The following is a 17,174-nucleotide window of genomic DNA, read 5'->3' as shown; positions in this document are numbered from 1 at the left end:
ATTAACACAGCCGCGCGGTTGCGCCCAGCGCGACAGGCCTGATCCGCTGTGGCGGCGAAAAAACCCTGAAAACATGGTGCATCGCATCAATCGCGCCGCCGCCGCCAGGTGCGCTGGAATCCTATGTTGCTATGCAGCGTGCGCGTTAAAATATGGTAGCGCTACCATCCGCAATCGTTCGCGGGACCCGGTTTAGGACGCGATCCAGCCGGGTATCTGTAGGGACGAAACGCGCCGCCTCCCTCTGGAGGTGGTTCATCACCAGAAACGGGAGGGGAGTACGGTGCAGAAGCATCTTGCAAGAAACACGCTGTCGCGCGCGTTGAGCGCGGCGATCCTCGGTATGGCCGCCACCGCCGCCATGGCGCAGGAAGTTGCGGCCCCGCAAGCGCAATCCGGCCCGCAGGCCGCGCCGGCCGAACAGGTCACCGACCTGGACAGCGTGGTCGTCAAGGGCTTCCGCCAAAGCCTGCAGTACTCGACCGAAGCCAAGCGCGATTCGACCGGCTTCACCGATTCGATCTTTGCCGAGGACATCGGCAAGTTCCCCGACACCAACATCGCCGAGTCGCTGGCGCGCGTGCCGGGCATCCAGCTCAACCGCGACGTGAACGGCGAAGGCCTGAACATCGCCATCCGCGGCCTGCCCAACAGCTTCACCAAGACCACCATCAACGGTGCGTCGGTCGCCACGGCCTCGATCGGCCTGGACGCGACCAACCAGAACCGCGAAGTCGACCTGAACCTGTTCCCGACCGAGTTCTTCAACCAGGTCACCGTGTACAAATCGCCCACCGCGAGCCTGGTCGAAGGTGGCGCGTCGGGCGTGGTCGACATGCGCAACTCGCGCCCGTTCGACATCTCCGGCAACCACATCACCTACTCGCTCCAGGCCGACCACAACACCAACTCCGGCGGCGTCAGCCCGCGCGGCTCGGTGATCGGCAACTGGACCAACGAGGAAGGCACCTTCGGCGCGCTGGTAGGCCTCACCTCCACGCGCGGCAAGATCGGCGTGGAAGGCTACGAGACCATCGGCTGGACCAACCCGAACCTGACCAACGCCCAGTGCGGCAACGGCGGCGCGGCCGGTGGCTTCCCGGCCCTGGGACAGCCCTGCAACGTGACCGGCGGCAACGGCTGGCGCATCCCCGACGCGGTTCCGAACAACCCGTCGACGATCGCTGCCGGACTGACCCCCGGAACGCCCATCGACGCAGCCTGGCTGCAGGCCAACAACCCCGGCCTGACCCCCGCCCAGATCGGCGAGGCGCTGATCCCGCGCCTGGGCCGCCCGGTGCACATGAGCGGCGACCGCGACCGCGACGGCTTCCTGGGTTCGTTCGAATGGCGGCCCAACGATTCCATGCACTTCTGGCTGGACTCGATGTACACCAAGGCGCGCCGCACCAACAGCCGCGTCGACATGAACCTGGTCGGCCGCAACGGCGGCATGATCCCGCTGGACATGCAGCTGGACGCGAACAACGTCGTCACCAGCGCCACCTTCACCAACGCGCAGTTCTTCCTCGAGCACCGCGAGTACATCGAGGACGTGCAGTACTGGCAGGTGTCCCCGGGCGGCCGCTTCTGGTTCGGCGACGAGCAGAACATCAGGCTCGACGTGCAGGCCAACACCAGCCGCAGCTGGATGTTCCGCGAATCGCCCACGATCCTGGTCAATTCGCCGTTCACCACTTTGGATTACACCAACGGCGGAGCCATCCCGTCGTGGAACACCGGCCTGGACCTCAATGATCCGAACCTGGGCTGGACCTGGGTGGGCGGCCGCCTGAACGTGCAGAACGAGAAGCGCGTGACCGAGACCAGCGGCGTGCGCGCCGACCTGCAGTTCGGCGAGGACAACAAGAACGTCAAGGTCGGCGTGGCCTGGGACCAGAACGAGCGCCGCATCCAAGGCTTCGACAACAGCGGCGCCTGGGAAGACCTGGCCTGCCGTGGCCTCAACGCGGACGGCAGCGTGCCCGTGCCGCGCCCGGCCTGTGCCGGCGGCCCCCTGGCGGCGGTCACCAACGCGGAGCTGGCCAGCTACCTGCGCCCGGGTCCGCACGGCTTCATCGTGGCCGACGCCAGCCGCTTCAAGAACGACACCAACTATGCGTTCTTCCGCGACAACGCCCCCGAGTCCGGCGGTCCGAACACCGGCGGTGCCACCGGTGGCTTCGACGAGGACACCTTCGCCGCCTACGTGGAAGTGAACGGCGAATCGGAAATCTGGAACCGCAACCTGCGCTTCAACTTCGGCGTGCGTTACGCCCAGACCGACCAGATCGTATCCGGCCCGGTCACCATCGGCGGCGTGCGCCAGTGGCAGTCCCTGGATGGCGACTACAGCGAGTGGCTGCCGTCGTTCAGCGCAGCGTGGGACGTGGCCGATGACGTGGTCGTGCGCATGTCCGGTTCGCGGACCATGACCCGTCCGAACCCGAGCTCGATGCTGCCTGCCACCACCTTCACCGACCAGTCGGCGCAGGTGGCCAACCAGGGCAACCCCGACCTGACCCCGTACATCTCCAACAACTTCGACCTGGGTGGCGAGTGGTACACGGGCGACGAGGGCTTCGTCGGCCTGACCCTCTTCAACAAGCGCATCGAGGGCTACACCTTCCAGGGCGTGACCACCCGTCCGTTCACCGACCTGGGCATCCCGTTCGATGACCTGAACGACACCCAGCAGCTGGCGATCAACAACCGCGGCGGCCCGAACGTGGCCACCGTCAACGTGAACCAGCAGGTCAACGCAAACGCCGAGCTCGAGATCCGCGGCTGGGAGGCGATCTGGGTGCAGCCGCTGGGCTTCGTCTTCGAAGGCCTCGGCTTCATGGCCAACTACACCGACATCGACATCAAGACGCTGGGCGCGGACGCCAGGGCCCTGGCGGGCAACGTCTATGGCGTGTCGCCGTCGATGTGGAATGCCACGACGTACTGGGAGAACGACATCGCCTCGGTGCGCCTGTCGTACACCTGGGCCGAGGGCGCCACCGGTACCGGTCCGAACCAGCAGGGCATCCCGTTCGCCCAGATCTACGGCGAGGACCGGGGCCAGCTCGACCTGTCCTCCTCGTACACGCTGGACTGGGTCGCCGGCAAGCCGCAGTTGACCTTCAACATCCTCAACATCACCGGCGAGGAGCGTCGTTCCTACTTCGCCTTCCCGAATGCGGTCAACGACTACTACGATCCAGGCACCACGTACTCCATCGGCATCCGCGGCACGTTCTGAGCCACGGGACGGATGATGCAGCGGTAACCAGCGGCCCGTTCCGGCGTCATGCCGGGGCGGGCCGCTTCCTTGCACAACGCCGGTGGCCCAGTCTTGCCCGGATCAACCTAGAACAGCCAGAGGACACATGAGCAAAAACCCGGAAATCCTCAGCGTCAGGGAGAAGGTCGGCTACAGCCTTGGCGACCTCGCGGCCAATCTGATCTTCCAGACGCTGGTGACGTTCCTGGCGTTCTTCTATACCGATGTGTTCCGCATTCCGGCCGCAACCGCGGCCACGATCATTTTCGTGGTCGGCCTGCTCGGTGCCTTCGTGTTCACTCCGGTGATCGCACTGCTGGCCGACCGCACCAATACCCGCTGGGGCAAGTTCCGTCCCTGGATCCTGTGGACCGCCGTTCCGTTCGGCGTGCTGTCACTGCTGGCCTTCAGCACGCCCGACCTCGCGCCGTCGGGCAAGGTCGCCTACGCCGCCACCACCTACACGCTGCTGGTGCTCGTCTATGCCGCCAGCAACCTGCCGTATGCCGCGCTGAGCGGCGTGCTGACCGGCAACATGGCCCAGCGCAACAGCCTGTCGGCCTATCGTTTCGTGGCGGTCATGGTCGCCCAGCTGGTGGTCCAGTCGCTGCTGCTGCCGCTGGTGCTGATCCTGGGCGGCGGCGACAAGGTGCAGGGCTTCCACAACGCGATGCTGCTGTTCGCGGTGGTCGGAACCGTATTCCTGCTGATCACCTTCTTCACCACGCGCGAGCGCATCGTGCCGGCCCCCGAGCAGAAGTCCAGCGTGGCCCAGGACCTGTCGGACCTGGCGCGCAACCGCCCCTGGGTGGTGATGCTGCTGCTGACCATCCTGGTGTTCACTACCCTGGCGCTGAAGGGTGGCATGTACGTCTACTACTTCCAGTACTACCTGGACGAGGCGGCGCTGGCGGCGTTCCTGCAGGGCATCGGCTTCAACGCGTTCATCGCCGGCCTGAATTCCGTGCTCACCGGTATCGGCCTGACCTCGTTCCAGTGGCCGGAAGATGCGCCGACCTCGGCCTTCAGCCTGTTCAACGCGGGCGGCATCATCTTCATGATCGTCGGCATCGGCTTCTCCAAGAGGCTGGCCGACCGCTTCGGCAAGCGCGATGTTTTCGGCGCGGCGCTGTTCGTCTCGACGCTGTTCATGCTTGCGTTCTACGTCTACCCGCCGGACCGCATCGGCCTGGTGTTCGTGTCGCAGATCCTGCACGGCTTCTTCTACGGCATCACCATCCCGCTGCTGTGGGCGATGATCGCCGACGTGGCCGACTACTCGGAGTGGAAGAACAACCGCCGCGCCACCGCGATCATCTTCTCGGCGATGTTGTGCGGACTGAAGCTTGGCCTGAGCATCGGCGGCGCGCTGGTGGCCGGCATCCTGGCGCACTACGCCTACCAGGCCGGCGCAGACAGCCAGCCGCAACAGGCCGTGGATGGCATCCGCCTGGCGGTGAGCGTCTATGCCTCGCTGCCGTTCCTGGTGTGCGTGGCCCTGCTGTTCTTCTACGAAATCAACAAGCCCATGGAATCGCGCATCGAGCGCGAGCTGGGCGATCGTCGCGCGCTCGCCGGCGCAACGTCGTGACCTGCGGAGACAAGCCGATGTCAGAACCTTCCCCCACCGAACGCACCGCACTGACCGAGGAACTGCAGGAGCTCGCCGCGCGGGCCATCTCCGCGCCGGTGGTCACCCACATCTACACCGCCGACCCGTCGGCGCACGTGTTCGACGGGAAGCTGTACGTGTACTGCTCGCACGACATCGAGGGCGGCGTGTCGTTCAACGACAACGGCGACCACTTCTGCATGGAGGACTACCACGTCCTGTCCATGGACTCGCCTCAGGGCCCGGCCACCGATTGCGGCCTGGCGCTGCACGTGAGCGAGGTGCCCTGGGCGGAGCGGCAGCTGTGGGCGCCCGATGCCGCGTACCGCGACGGACGCTACTACCTGTACTTCCCGGCCAAGTGCGCCGACGGGCTGTTCCGGATCGGCGTGGCCGTGGGCGACCATCCGGCCGGGCCGTTCAAGCCCGAGCCGCAGCCGATCGCCGGCACCTACTCCATCGACCCGGCCGTGTTCGCCGACACCGACGGCGAGCATTACCTGCTGTTCGGCGGCATCTGGGGCGGGCAACTGCAGAAGTACCGCGACAACGTCCACGCCGTTGCGCACGAGGAACCCACTGGCGACGCACCGGCGCTGGGGCCGCGCATCGGCCGCCTGCGCGCGGACATGAAGGAGCTGGTCGAGGAGACGCGCGAGATCCTGATCCTGGACGAGCACGGGCAGCCGTTGAGCGCCGGCGACCACAACCGGCGCTATTTCGAGGGGCCGTGGCTGCACCTGTACGAGGGCCGCTACTACCTCTCGTACTCCACCGGCAATACCCACCTGCTGTGCTATGCCGTGGGCGACAACCCGTATGGGCCGTTCACCTACCAGGGCCAGGTGCTGCGACCGGTGGTCGGCTGGACGACGCACCATTCGATCTGCGAGTTCGAAGGCCGCTGGTACCTGTTCTACCACGACTCCCTTTTGTCGGGCGGCGTCACCCACCTGCGTTCGATCAAGGTGGCCGAACTGCACCACGACGCGCAGGGCAGGATCGTACCGATCGATCCGTATGGTGTCTGAGGACGGCGCATCGTCCGTCGGCGATCCGGATGCGCCGCTGGCGCCCGGATCGCTGTTGCACATTGGCGACGACACCTTGCGCGTGGAGATCGCGCCGCAGGCCGGTGGGCGCATCGCGCAAATCCACTATCGCGATGTCGCGCAGCTGGTCGGGCCCGGCGACGGGTTCCCCGCGGCGATCGCCTGGGGCAGCTATCCGATGCTGCCGTGGGCCGGGCGCATCCGCCACGGTCGCTTCGATTTCGCGGGACGCCAGTGGCAGTTGCCGCGAAATCTCGAAGGCCACGCGATCCACGGCGTGTCGATGTGGCTGCCGTGGACGGTCGAGGCGCACGATCCGCATTCGGTCGAGCTTTCGCTGCGCCTTCCGCATGACCTGCGCTGGCCCTTCGGCGGCAGTGCGCGGCAGCGGATCGAGGCCGGTCCCCGCCACCTGGCGATGATCCTGTCGGTGCGCGCGGGTGCGCAGGCGATGCCGGTGGTACTGGGCTGGCATCCGTGGTTGCGCAAACCCGGACGCATCGAATTCCACCCGTCGGCGATCTATCCGCGCGACGACGAGGGCATCGCCACGCGGCCCACCGTGCCGCCCACGCCCGGTCCCTGGGACGACTGTTTCGTCAACACACGCGAGGTGGTGGTCCATCGCGATGGACAGCGCCTGCGCCTGTCCTCGGACTGCGAGCGCTGGGTGGTCTACGACGAAACCGCGCACTCGACCTGCATCGAACCCCAGACCGGCCCGGCCGATGCGTTCAACCTCGAGCCGCGGATCCTCGAGCCAGGCGAGTCCCTGCAGGCCTGGTTCCGGATGGAGTGGGACTGAGGCGACTCAGCCGCTGCAGCCGCCGCAGCAGACGGACGGCACGATCACGATGTCAGGCACCTCGACCGGATGCCCGGCCGCGGCCAGGATCGCGGCGACCTCGTCGCGCGCGGCGCAGGTGGAGATGCGCAGGTGCCCGCTCGCGGCATCGAGGTCGACGACCCCGGCCGGATCGGCCTCGAGCAGCAGGCGTTCGATGTGTCCGACGTCGACCGGCCCGGTGCGAAGGATGATGTCGAGTTCCATGGAGCCTCGCGTGGTGCGTTCCGCCGCCTTGGCGCGGAACCGGGAAGAAAAAGACCCGTGCCGCCGCCGGAGCGGCGGCACGGGGTAAGCCACCGGGGAGGGTGGTTTACTTCGTGACGACCAGCTTGCCCTTCATCAGGGTCGAGTGGCCGGGGAAGCTGCAGAAGAAGGTGTAGTCGCCGCCGGCGGTGAGCGCCTTGCCGGGGAAGGTGATCTTGGTCTTCTCGCCGCCGCCGATGATCTTGGTGTGGGCGATCGCGCGGGCGTCGCCTTCCGGCACGTAGCTCTTGGCCGCGCCGGCCTTGATCGCATCGCGGGCGAGGCCGGCGAGGTCGGCAGTCTTGGTGATGACCACGTTATGGCCCATCGCCGCGGCCGGCAGCTTGCCGGTGTGGGTCAGTTCGACGGTGATGGTGGCGCAGCCGGCCGAGACGGTGGCTTCCTTGAGGTCGAACTTCATCGCATCGTCGCCCTTGAGCGAGATGGTGCAGTTGCCGGCGGCCTGGGCCAGGCCGGCGGCGCCGAACAGGGCGATGGCAACAAGGGTGCGGGTGAGTTTCATGGGGGTGCTCCTGTAGGACTTGTCGTGCTTGGGTGGGTGGAAGGATTCAGTTCGCCGCAGCCAGCGCAGCGCGGACCTGGGCGAGGAAGGCCGGGTCCGGTGCGGCGCCGACGACCTCGGATCGGGCCAGGATGCGGCCCTGCGCGTCGAGCAGCACCAGCACACTGGTGTGGTTGATGCTGCCGTCTTCGCGGAACCGGTAGCGTACATCCAGCACGCTGGCCAGACCCGGAACGTCATCGGGTGCCGGTCGCAGGAAGCGCCAGTCCTCCGGCGTGCGGTGGTTGCGCGCCACTTCGGCCAGTGCGGCGGGGGTATCGCGCTTGGGATCCAGGCTGATCATCGCCACGCCCAGCCGCTGGCGTTCTGCCTCGGGCAGCTGTTTGCGCACGGCCTTGGCGTTCTCGATGATCAGCGGGCACATCAGGTGGCAGTTGGCATAGAACATCGATACCAGCTGCGGCTGGCCGCGCAGGTCGGACCAGCGCAACAGGCGGCCCTGGGTATCGATCGCACGCGCATCGAGCTGGTAGACCGAATCGCCCGGCAGCGCCGCAGTCGTGGTGTCGGTGGCGGCGTCCTGCGGGGACTGGGCCGATGCGGCCGCGCCGCACAGCAGCAGCACGAGCGTGAGGAGGGGGCGGATCGTGAGGTTCATGGCTGGCTCCTTGCGCAGCGGAAACCGAGGTTGCCGAGGGAGTTGCGGGGCTGCAGCGCCGACAGCAGCACGAAGCGCTTGACCACGCCGTAGTCGCCCGGGTCGTTGAAGGCCAGTGCGGTGGCGCCGCAGAAGCGCAGGTTGTCGCCATCCTCCTGGCCACGGCGGTCGCCATCGCCGAGCAAAGAGGCGAAGTCTGCGACCCATTCCCAGTTGGCGCCGTGCAGGCCATGCACGCCGTACACATTCGCGGGCGCCTGCGGCGACGCGTCGATGGCATGGGGGGTGCCGTCGTTGACCTGGCGCATGCGCCAGCGCGGGTCGTTGCGGGCGTCGCGCCGGCTCGCGTCGGCGGCGGCTGCGTATTCCCATTCCAGGAAGGTCGGCAGGCGCGCGTCCTGATCGCGGCAGTAGGCATCGGCGGCGTACCAGTTCACCTGCGTGACCGGGGCGTCGGGGTCCAGGCCGGTGCCGGCGGCATCGGGTTGCGCCCAGTGGTCCAGGTAGCCCGCACCTGAGAACAGGGCGGGGATGCGGTCGCGCCGCCACTTGGGCTGGCGGGCCACGAAATCTTCGAAATCCCGGTTGCTGACCGGACGGGCCATCAACGCGTAAGAGGCCACCGGCACCGTGCCGATGGCCTCCTCGAAACGGACCGCGGAACGGAACTGGCCACCCTCGATCGACCGGTAGGCGATCGTGCCGGTCGGGCCCGTGGCCGCGGCGGGAGCCGCGGCCAGGGCCAGGAGAAGCATCAGGGGACGGGTCAGTTCCATGGCCGCTTACTTGTGGTGGCTGCCCTGCGGCACGCCTTCGGGGTAGTCGATGTCGTGCTGCTGGCCGCTGTAGATGTTGTGGTTCTCCTTGCCGTCGACCTTGAGGATGCCCAGCGCACCCTTGTGGAAGGCGCGGAAGATGCTGTGGTCGACCAGCACGTAGTTGCCCGGCACGTCGACCTTGAACTCGACCATGGCCGAACCACCGGCCGGCACCAGCGTGGTCTGCACGTTCTCCTGGTACTTGGAGCCGCCCTCGAAGTAGACCTTGTCGAAGATCTCGCCGATGACGTGGAAGCTCGACACCATGTTGGGGCCGCCGTTGCCGACGAACATGCGGATCTTGTCGCCGGCCGTGGCGGTCAGGGCGTTGTCGCCGGTCAGTGCGCCGACCGAGCCGTTGAACACCACGTAGTCCGGGTTCTCGGCGATGCCCTTCTCCAGGCTGAAGGGCTGCAGGCCCGGTTCGCCGTGCGCGCCTTCGGTGTAGAAGTCGCTCTGCATCACGTAGAACTCCTTGTCGACCGGCTCCAGGCCTTCCTCGGGCTCGACCAGGATCAGGCCGTACATGCCGTTGGCGACGTGCATGGCCACCGGGGCCATCGCGCAGTGGTAGACATACAGGCCCGGGTTGAGCGCCTTGAAGGTGAACTGCGTTTCCTTGCCCGGCAGGGTGAAGGTGGCTTCGGCGCCGCCGCCCTGGCCGCTGACGGCGTGCAGGTCGATGTTGTGCGGCATGTGCGAGCTGTGGTGGTTCTTCAGCTTGAACTCCACCGTGTCGCCTTCACGCACGCGGATGAAGCTGCCGGGAACGCTGCCGCCGAAGGTCCAGAAGTTGTAGGTGACGCCATCGGCCAGGCGCATTTCCTTCTCGACCATCTCCAGGTCGACGACGACCTTGGCGGGGGTCTTGCGCGTGATCGGGGCCGGCACCATCGGCGGCGAGGTCAGGACCGCCTGCAGGGTCGGCAGCGAAGCATCGGCTGCGACCGCGGCGGGCTTGGCCGCCATGGCCTGGCCGGCGAAGACGGAAGAGATCGCGACGGCCAGGGCACCGGCGAACAGGGCGCGGCCAAGACGGGGGTGACGGGATTTCATGGGCTCTCTCTGTGGGTCGTTGGTTGACGGGGCCAAGGTTGCGGGGGGCAAGGCAGGGCGTCCTTGATTTGCATCAATCCGGGGGCGTACGCGCAACGATTCGAAGTGCGGCTTGATCCACGTCAAGCGCGTGATCGAGTACAGCGGACGTTTGACTCGGATCAAGGCATGGGCGCACCCCGGGCAAAACAATGCCCACATCGAACGAGAGAAAAGAGAAGAGAACGCGCCATGAAGAGAACCCTGCTGTCCCGTGCCCTGGCCGTTGCCGTACTCGGCGCGGCGGTGTCGGCGCCGGCCCTTGCCCGACCCGCCACCGACCACGTGCATGGCGCCGCCGGAGCCGCGGCGGTCACCCAGCTGGACGGCGTGGTCGTGCTGGGCGTCGCCCCGATCGCCGCCTCCACCTTCGTCACCGACCCGAAGCTGCCGCGCCAGCCGGTCCCGGCCAGCGACGGCGCCGACTACCTCAAGACCATCCCCGGCTTTTCCACGCTGCGCAGCGGTGGCACCAACGGCGACCCGGTGCTGCGCGGCATGTTCGGCTCGCGCATCGCCTTGCTGACCAACGACGGCGCGCTCAGCGGCGCCTGCCCCTCGCGCATGGACAACGCGATGTCCTACATCGCCCCGGAGACCTACGACCGGCTGACCGTCATCAAGGGCCCGCAGACGGTGCTGTGGGGCGGCGGAGCATCGGCCGGCACGGTCCGCTTCGAGCGCGAGATCCCGTACTTCGACCGGCCCGGCGTGCAGGCGCAGGGCAGCCTGCTGGGCGGCAGCAACAACCGCAACGACCAGGTCGCCGACATCAGCGCCGGCACGCCGGCCGGCTATGCGCGCCTGTCGGCCAACCGTTCGGAGGCCGACGACTACAGCGACGGCAACGGCGACGAGGTGCCCTCGGCCTGGCGCAAGTGGAACGCCGACGCGGCGGTGGGCTGGACGCCCGATGCGGACACGGTGCTGGAGCTGAGCGCGGGTACCGGCGATGCGCAGGCCCGCTACGCCGGACGTGGCATGGACGGCGCGCGCTTCCGTCGCGACGGCCTGGGCCTGCGTTTCGAGAAGAAGCACATCGGCGACGTGCTCGATGCGGTGGCGGCGAACGTCTACCGCAACGAGGTCGACCACGTGATGGACAACTACAGCCTGCGCGACCCCGACCCGACCGGCAGCATGCCGATGCCGATGGCCAGCAATGTCGGCGACACCACCCAGGGCGGACGCGTGGCGTTGACCTGGCAGCAGGACCGCTGGGAAGTGACCGCCGGCGTCGACGGCCGCCAGAGCGAGCACCGCAAGCGCAGCGCGATGGGCCGGGGTGCCTACCAGGCCCAGCCGTGGACGGAGGATGCGCGCTTCCGCACCCTGGGCGTATTCGCCGAATCGCATTGGCACATCAGCGAGGTGCACCACCTGATGTCGGGCCTGCGCATCGACCGCGCCCAGGCCGACGACCTGCGCGCCACCACCGGCAGCGGCATGATGCCGATGCCCAATCCGACCGCCGGCCAGCGCCGCAGCGAGACGCTGCCGGGCGGCTTCGTCCGCTACGAGCACGACATGGCCGGCGAATTCGGCTGGTACGCCGGCGTCGGCCATGCCGAGCGCATGCCCGACTACTGGGAGCTGTTCTCGCCCACGCGCGGACCGGCCGGCGCGGCCAACGCGTTCGCCGGCGTGCAGCCCGAGCGGACCACGCAGCTGGACGCGGGCCTGCAGTTCCGCCGTGGCAACCTCGAGGCGTGGGCTTCGGTCTACGCGGGGCGCATCGACGATTACATCCTGTTTGACTACATGAGCGGCCCGATGGGCGGCATGGCGATGGGCTCGACCACGCGCGCACGGAACGTCGATGCCGACATCGCCGGCGGCGAAGCGGGGTTGGACTGGAAGGTGCGCGACGGACTCAAGCTGTCCGGCGTGCTGGCCTATGCCTGGGGCGAGACCGCCGAAGGTGCGTTGCCGCAGATGCCGCCGCTGGAAGCGCGCCTGTCCGCCAGTGGCGAGCATGGCGACTGGTCGTGGGGCACGCTGCTGCGGATCGCCGCCGCGCAGGACCGGGTCAGCACCGACCAGGGCAATGTCGTCGGACGCGACCTGGGCCCGAGCCCGGGCTTCGCGGTGTTCTCGCTCAACGGCGGCTACCGCTTCAGCGAGCACGTGCAGCTGACCGCTGGCATCGACAACCTGTTCGACCGCGCCTACAGCGAGCACCTCAACCTCGCCGGCAACAGCGCCTTCGGCTATCCCGCCGATCCGCAACGGATCAACGAACCCGGTCGCACGGCCTGGGTGAAGCTCAACTTCAAGTACTGACGCAACGCGGGCGTGGCGCTGGCCTCCTGCTAGCGGCGACGGTGCTGGGGGCGCCTCGGCGACCGGACGGACCGGCGTCAGCTTCAACAATGAGGTGCAGGTGCAGGCCGGCAACGGCGCTGCACTGACCTGCTCGGGGGCCTCGCGTACGAGGTGCGCGGCCACGCCAGTGGCCAGTCCGGGCCGGTCGTCCTGCAGCTGGGGGCCAGCAATCCCGCCAGCACCCAGCAGGCGGCCGTAGCCACCGGTGACGGCAATTTCGCATTCGCCGCGCGGCTGCCGACGGGCGCCAACGGGAGCGCCAGCATCCTCTCATCACCTGGACAGCTGTGCAGCGTGAGTCCGGCCGGTGGCATCGCCATCGCCGCCGACACCAACCTCGCGGCCAGCTGTACCACGAGGGTCACGACGGTTGATCCGGGCACGTTGCCCGAGCCGGTCCTCGACGCCGCCTGTTTGCAGGCGCTGACTGCCGCCAGCGCCAACGGCGTCGCGGCGCCGTACGCGTTCGCGACCCGCGCCGGCGCTTTGCCGGCCGGCCTGTCTTCGGTGCCGATGGCGTGCCCGGTCGAGCCCCGCGCGCTCCTAGTCGCCGTGCCTGGACCAGGCGCGGCTGACGCCGTCGTGCCCTACCAGTTCGACGGTATACGGCTGCTCGTGGCCGTCCGGCATTTCCATGCCTGGCGAGCCGGCCGGCATGCCCGGCAGGACCAGGCCGCGCGCGTTGGGGCGCTGGGCCAGCAGGCGCCGGATGTCGGCGGCCGGTACGTGGCCTTCGACGATGTAGCCATCGATACGCGCGGTATGGCACGACCCCTTGCCGAACGGCACGCCCATCTGCCGGCGCACCGCTTCGAGGTCGTCGACCTCGCGCACCTGGACGGGGAAGCCGGCGTGCTGCATGTGTTCGACCCAGGCACCGCAGCAACCGCAGGCGGGCGACCGGAACACCTCCAGCAACGGCAGCAGGCCGTCCTGCGTGGCGACCGGTGACGCCGCAGGTGGCAGTACGGGCGCCGCCGTTGCCGCGGCGGCCAGGGTGGAGGTCGTCGCGTCGGATCCGGCCGGCCCGCCGCAGCCGGGCGCCGCAGCGGCGACCAGCAGCAGGCACAGCAGGCGCGCGCGTGGGCGCAGTGTCATAGGGTCGATTCCTGGCGAGGGCGTGGCGGCAGTGTGTCCGGCTCGCGCGGTCCCCGCGTTGATCACGGTCAAGGCGCTTGACCTGCGTCATCGCCGGCGACCGGCAGCGGCACTAGCGTACGGGACGTCAACAATGCCCCCGGCCACGCCATGCACGACCTGCGCAGCTTCCTGCAGCACCTGTCACGCCACCAGCAACTGCTGGAGATCGATGCTCCGGTCGATCCGGAGCTGGAGAGCACCGCCCTGAGCCTGCGCGCGCTGCGCGAGGGCGGTCCGGCGCTGCTGATGCACAACCCCACCGGATCGGTGCATCCGCTGCTGGGCAACCTGTTCGGCGACCGCCGTCGGATCGAACTGGCGCTGGGCGACCGCCCGATCGCCTCGCTGCGCGAACTGGGCGAGCTGCTGGCCTCGCTGAAGGAGCCGCGCTGGCCGGCTTCGCTGCGCGATGCGCTCGACAGCTGGCCGGAACTGGCCCAGCTGGCCAACGTCGCACCGAAGCACGTCGATGATCCGGCGTTCTGCGAGCAGGTGGTGGAAGGCGGCGACATCGACCTGGGCATGCTGCCGATCCAGCGCTGCTGGCCGGAGGATGCAGGCCGCCTGATCACCTTCGGCCTGGTGGTCACCCGCGGCGTGCACCAGCCTCGCCAGAACGTGGCGATCTACCGCCAGCAGCTCATCGGCCGCAATCGCGTGATCATGCGCTGGCTGCCGCACCGCGGTGGCGCGCAGGACTACGCGTCGTGGCAGTACGCCTATCCCGACAAGCCTTTCCCGGTGCTGGTGGCCATCGGCGCCGATCCGGCCACGCTGCTGGCGGCGGTCGCGCCGGTGCCCGACACGCTGTCGGAGTACGAGTTCGCCGGCCTGCTGCGCGGCTCGCGCAGCCGGGTGTGGCGCAGCGAGCTGACCGGGCTGGATGCGCCGGCCGGCGCGGAGATCCTGCTGGAAGGCTTCATCCATCCGGGCGACACCGCGCTGGAAGGGCCGTTCGGCGACCACACCGGCTACTACAACGCGCAGGGGACCTTCCCGGTGCTGACCGTGGAGCGCATGCGCATGCGCAGCGGCGCGATCTACCACGGCAGCTACATGGGCCGCTCGCCGCATGACGAGCCGTCGGTGCTGTCGATGGCGCTCAACGACATCTTCGTACCGATCCTGCGCAAGGTGTTCCCGGAAATCGTGGACTTCTACCTGCCGCCGGAAGCGTGCTCGTACCGCATCGCGGTGGTCAGCATCCGCAAGCAGTATCCCGGCCACGCGCGGCGGATCATGATGGCGGTCTGGTCCTACCTGCGCCAGTTCACCTACACCAAGTTCGTGATCGTCACCGACGAGGACGTGGACGTGCGTGACTGGGGCCAGGTGATCTGGGCCCTCTCCACCCGGGTGGACCCGGCGCGCGACAGCATGCTGGTGGAGAACACGCCGATCGACTACCTGGACTTCGCCACGCCGGTGTCCGGGCTGGGTTCCAAGCTTGGCCTGGATGCGACCCGCAAGTGGCCGGCCGAGTCGGCGCGCGAATGGGGCCGGGCGATCGCGCTCGATCCGAAGGTGGAGAAGCGCGTGGATGCGCTGTGGTCGTCGCTGCTGCGCACGCTCGGACCTGACATGGATCAATGAGCAGCGCGTCGGCGCCCCCTAGCATGGCCTTCCCTTCGATGCGGAGACGCCCATGCAACTGGTCTGTCCGGCCGGCAACCTCCCGGCCCTGCGCGCGGCCATCGATGCCGGTGCCGACGCGGTCTACGCCGGCTTCCGGGACCAGACCAATGCGCGCGCCTTCCCGGGACTGAACTTCGACGAGCGCGAGCTGCGCCAGGGCATCGCCTATGCGCACGCGTTGGACCGGCAGGTCTACCTGGCGCTCAATACCTATCCCGACAGCGTGCGCCTGCCGCACTGGCAGGCCGCGGTCGACCACGCCGCCGAACTGGGCGTGGACGCGATCATCGCTGCGGAAATGGGCGTGCTCGATTACGCCTGCCGCACCCATCCGCAGCTGGCCCGGCACCTGTCGGTGCAGGGTTCGGCGACCACCGTGCCGGCGCTCAAGTACGCATACGAACGCTTCGGTATCGCCCGCGCGGTGTTGCCGCGGGTGCTGTCGGTGCAGCAGGTCGAGCGCCTGTGCATGGCTTCGCCGGTGCCGCTGGAAGTGTTCGCGTTCGGCAGCCTGTGCATCATGGTCGAGGGGCGCTGCCAGCTTTCCAGTTACGTCACCGGCATGTCGCCGAACCGGCACGGGGTGTGTTCACCGGCCAGTTTCGTGCGCTGGGACGAGCACCCGGACGACAGCCGCAGCGTGCGGGTCAACGGGATGTTGATCGACCGCTTCGCGCAAGGCGAGCCGGCGGGCTATCCGACCGTATGCAAGGGTCGTTACGAGGTCGGCGGCGAGGTGTTCCACGCGCTGGAGGAACCGACCAGCCTCAATACGCTGGAGCTGCTGCCGCGACTGGCGCAGGCCGGCGTGGCCGCGCTGAAGATCGAAGGCCGCCAGCGCGGCGTCGCCTACGTGCGTACGGTGGCCTCCACCTGGCGCAAGGCGATCGACCGCTATCGCGCCGGCCCCGACCACTGGACCAGCGAGGCGGCCTGGCAGCAGGCGCTGTCGGCTCATGCGGAAGGCCAGCAGACCACGCTCGGGCCGTACCACCGGGCCTGGCATTGAACCCTGACGATCGACGCACCGACGCGGAGCCTGCGATGAAGCTGAGCCTGGGACCCTTGCAGTATTTCTGGCCGCGCCAGGCCACGCTGGCGTTCTACCACGCCGTCGGCAGCTGGCCGGTGGACATCGTCTACCTGGGCGAAACGGTGTGCAGCAAGCGCCGCGAGCTGGGCGTGCGCGACTGGCTGGCGCTGGCCGATTCGTTGCGCGAGGCCGGCAAGGAAGTGGTGCTGTCGACGCTGGCGCTGGTGGAGGCCGAATCCGAGCTGGGCGTAGTCCGGCGCCAGGTCGGCAACGGACGCTACCTGGTCGAAGCCAACGACCTGTCGGCGGTGCAGCTGTGCCGCGAGCGCGGCGTGCCCTTCGTCGGCGGGCCTTCGCTCAACGTCTACAACCATCGCGCGCTGGCCCTGCTCATGGAAGACGGCATGCGTCGCTGGGTGCCCGGTGCCGAACAGGGGCGGGCCCTGCTGCAGGAAATGCGTGCGGCGCGCGAAGGCGAGGGCGGAGCCATGCCCGAGCTGGAGATGCTGGCCTGGGGCCGCCTGCCGCTGGCCTACTCGGCGCGCTGCTTCACCGCCCGCGCGCTGGACCTGCCCAAGGACCAGTGCGGTTTCCGCTGCATCGAGCATCCCGATGGCCTGCCGCTGGCCACGCGCGAGGGCGAACCGTTCCTGACCATCAATGGCATCCAGGTGCAGGGCAGCGAAGTGATCGACCTGGCGCCGCAACGCGACGAACTGGCCGCGTGCGGCGTGGGCGTGCTGCGGATTTCGCCGCAGGCAGAGGGCACCGGAGAAGTCGTGGCGCGTTTCCGCGGCGCGCTCGATGCAGCCGAGCCGCCGGCGCGACTGGGCGCGCGCAACGGCTACTGGGACGGCTTGCCGGGCAAGGCGTCGCTGGCCGAACTGGCCGTCGCCTGAGTCCGGCCAGGGTTGCGATCGCGCAT

14 protein-coding genes are annotated in these 17,174 nt (G+C 68.4%); 8 read left to right on the top strand and 6 right to left on the bottom strand.

Annotated features, from left to right (window positions below):
• Positions 1-283: 283 nt before the first annotated feature.
• The 4 genes from MNQ95_RS04485 to MNQ95_RS04470 all read left to right on the top strand — a co-directional run bounded on the left by MNQ95_RS04485 (position 284) and on the right by MNQ95_RS04470 (position 6,737).
• Positions 284-3,247 (top strand): TonB-dependent receptor, encoded by a 2,964-nt coding sequence (locus tag MNQ95_RS04485; protein ID WP_241953936.1) that lies wholly within the window; start codon positions 284-286, stop codon positions 3,245-3,247.
• 127 nt (positions 3,248-3,374) lie between these two features.
• Entirely contained in the window at positions 3,375-4,859 is a 1,485-nt protein-coding gene (locus tag MNQ95_RS04480) for an MFS transporter (protein WP_241953935.1), read from the top strand.
• Between the two features lie 17 nt (positions 4,860-4,876).
• Complete coding sequence (locus MNQ95_RS04475; RefSeq protein ID WP_162411468.1) at positions 4,877-5,911, top strand: glycoside hydrolase family 43 protein; 1,035 nt, start codon at positions 4,877-4,879, stop codon at positions 5,909-5,911.
• On the top strand, positions 5,901-6,737 hold the full coding sequence (locus tag MNQ95_RS04470) for an aldose 1-epimerase (protein WP_425605706.1): 837 nt from the start codon (positions 5,901-5,903) through the stop codon (positions 6,735-6,737). Before MNQ95_RS04475 ends, MNQ95_RS04470 begins: the two co-directional genes overlap by 11 nt.
• Before the next feature lie 6 nt (positions 6,738-6,743).
• Here MNQ95_RS04470 and MNQ95_RS04465 read toward each other — a convergent pair whose 3' ends face one another.
• The 5 genes from MNQ95_RS04465 to nirK all read right to left on the bottom strand — a co-directional run bounded on the left by MNQ95_RS04465 (position 6,744) and on the right by nirK (position 10,077).
• Complete coding sequence (locus MNQ95_RS04465) at positions 6,744-6,983, bottom strand: hypothetical protein (protein ID WP_162411466.1); 240 nt, start codon at positions 6,981-6,983, stop codon at positions 6,744-6,746.
• Between the two features lie 106 nt (positions 6,984-7,089).
• A complete protein-coding gene (gene azu / locus MNQ95_RS04460) occupies positions 7,090-7,545 on the bottom strand; it encodes an azurin (RefSeq protein WP_162411465.1) in 456 nt (151 codons plus the stop codon).
• A gap of 46 nt (positions 7,546-7,591) precedes the next feature.
• Positions 7,592-8,203 (bottom strand): SCO family protein, encoded by a 612-nt coding sequence (locus MNQ95_RS04455; RefSeq protein WP_241953933.1) that lies wholly within the window; start codon positions 8,201-8,203, stop codon positions 7,592-7,594.
• Entirely contained in the window at positions 8,200-8,979 is a 780-nt protein-coding gene (locus MNQ95_RS04450) for a formylglycine-generating enzyme family protein (RefSeq protein ID WP_241953932.1), read from the bottom strand. The genes MNQ95_RS04455 and MNQ95_RS04450 overlap by 4 nt, the downstream gene beginning before the upstream one ends.
• Before the next feature lie 6 nt (positions 8,980-8,985).
• Positions 8,986-10,077, bottom strand: a complete 1,092-nt coding sequence (nirK, locus tag MNQ95_RS04445) for a copper-containing nitrite reductase (RefSeq protein WP_162411462.1) — start codon at positions 10,075-10,077, stop codon at positions 8,986-8,988.
• A 231-nt stretch (positions 10,078-10,308) separates the two neighbouring features.
• Between nirK and MNQ95_RS04440 the strand changes: the two genes are divergently transcribed.
• Positions 10,309-12,399 carry a TonB-dependent copper receptor gene (locus tag MNQ95_RS04440; RefSeq protein WP_162411461.1) on the top strand — a complete coding sequence of 697 codons (2,091 nt, stop codon included), beginning with the start codon at positions 10,309-10,311 and terminating at the stop codon, positions 12,397-12,399.
• Positions 12,400-12,984: 585 nt separating this feature from the next.
• Here MNQ95_RS04440 and MNQ95_RS04435 read toward each other — a convergent pair.
• The gene (locus tag MNQ95_RS04435; protein ID WP_241953931.1) at positions 12,985-13,539 is read right to left on the bottom strand and encodes a DUF411 domain-containing protein; all 555 of its coding nucleotides are present in this window, start codon (positions 13,537-13,539) and stop codon (positions 12,985-12,987) included.
• A gap of 150 nt (positions 13,540-13,689) precedes the next feature.
• On the opposite strand from MNQ95_RS04435, the gene MNQ95_RS04430 reads away from it, so the two are divergent.
• Genes MNQ95_RS04430 through MNQ95_RS04420 form a run of 3 tightly spaced genes read left to right on the top strand, consistent with a single transcriptional unit; the run spans position 13,690 to position 17,148 of the window.
• Complete coding sequence (locus MNQ95_RS04430) at positions 13,690-15,174, top strand: UbiD family decarboxylase (protein ID WP_162411460.1); 1,485 nt, start codon at positions 13,690-13,692, stop codon at positions 15,172-15,174.
• A gap of 52 nt (positions 15,175-15,226) precedes the next feature.
• Positions 15,227-16,225 (top strand): ubiquinone anaerobic biosynthesis protein UbiU, encoded by a 999-nt coding sequence (gene ubiU, locus MNQ95_RS04425; protein WP_162411459.1) that lies wholly within the window; start codon positions 15,227-15,229, stop codon positions 16,223-16,225.
• Between the two features lie 35 nt (positions 16,226-16,260).
• A complete protein-coding gene (locus MNQ95_RS04420) occupies positions 16,261-17,148 on the top strand; it encodes a U32 family peptidase (RefSeq protein WP_162411458.1) in 888 nt (295 codons plus the stop codon).
• The last annotated feature ends 26 nt before the right edge of the window (positions 17,149-17,174 follow it).

This window comes from Pseudoxanthomonas daejeonensis, assembly GCF_022637495.1.
Lineage (GTDB): Bacteria > Pseudomonadota > Gammaproteobacteria > Xanthomonadales > Xanthomonadaceae > Pseudoxanthomonas > Pseudoxanthomonas daejeonensis.
Note: the sequence above shows the minus strand (reverse complement) of the source record. Positions and strands in the feature narration are given on the sequence as shown.

What these genes read in the sequence shown, in the direction of transcription:
- MNQ95_RS04480 (WP_241953935.1), top strand. Translation starts at nt 3,375, where the DNA reads ATGAGCAAAAACCCGGAAATCCTCAGCGTCAGGGAGAAGGTCGGCTAC.
- MNQ95_RS04475 (WP_162411468.1), top strand. Translation starts at nt 4,877, where the DNA reads ATGTCAGAACCTTCCCCCACCGAACGCACCGCACTGACCGAGGAACTG.
- MNQ95_RS04470 (WP_425605706.1), top strand. Translation starts at nt 5,901, where the DNA reads ATGGTGTCTGAGGACGGCGCATCGTCCGTCGGCGATCCGGATGCGCCG.
- MNQ95_RS04465 (WP_162411466.1), bottom strand. Translation starts at nt 6,983, where the DNA reads ATGGAACTCGACATCATCCTTCGCACCGGGCCGGTCGACGTCGGACAC.
- azu (WP_162411465.1), bottom strand. Translation starts at nt 7,545, where the DNA reads ATGAAACTCACCCGCACCCTTGTTGCCATCGCCCTGTTCGGCGCCGCC.
- MNQ95_RS04455 (WP_241953933.1), bottom strand. Translation starts at nt 8,203, where the DNA reads ATGAACCTCACGATCCGCCCCCTCCTCACGCTCGTGCTGCTGCTGTGC.
- MNQ95_RS04450 (WP_241953932.1), bottom strand. Translation starts at nt 8,979, where the DNA reads ATGGAACTGACCCGTCCCCTGATGCTTCTCCTGGCCCTGGCCGCGGCT.
- nirK (WP_162411462.1), bottom strand. Translation starts at nt 10,077, where the DNA reads ATGAAATCCCGTCACCCCCGTCTTGGCCGCGCCCTGTTCGCCGGTGCC.
- MNQ95_RS04440 (WP_162411461.1), top strand. Translation starts at nt 10,309, where the DNA reads ATGAAGAGAACCCTGCTGTCCCGTGCCCTGGCCGTTGCCGTACTCGGC.
- MNQ95_RS04435 (WP_241953931.1), bottom strand. Translation starts at nt 13,539, where the DNA reads ATGACACTGCGCCCACGCGCGCGCCTGCTGTGCCTGCTGCTGGTCGCC.
- MNQ95_RS04430 (WP_162411460.1), top strand. Translation starts at nt 13,690, where the DNA reads ATGCACGACCTGCGCAGCTTCCTGCAGCACCTGTCACGCCACCAGCAA.
- ubiU (WP_162411459.1), top strand. Translation starts at nt 15,227, where the DNA reads ATGCAACTGGTCTGTCCGGCCGGCAACCTCCCGGCCCTGCGCGCGGCC.
- MNQ95_RS04420 (WP_162411458.1), top strand. Translation starts at nt 16,261, where the DNA reads ATGAAGCTGAGCCTGGGACCCTTGCAGTATTTCTGGCCGCGCCAGGCC.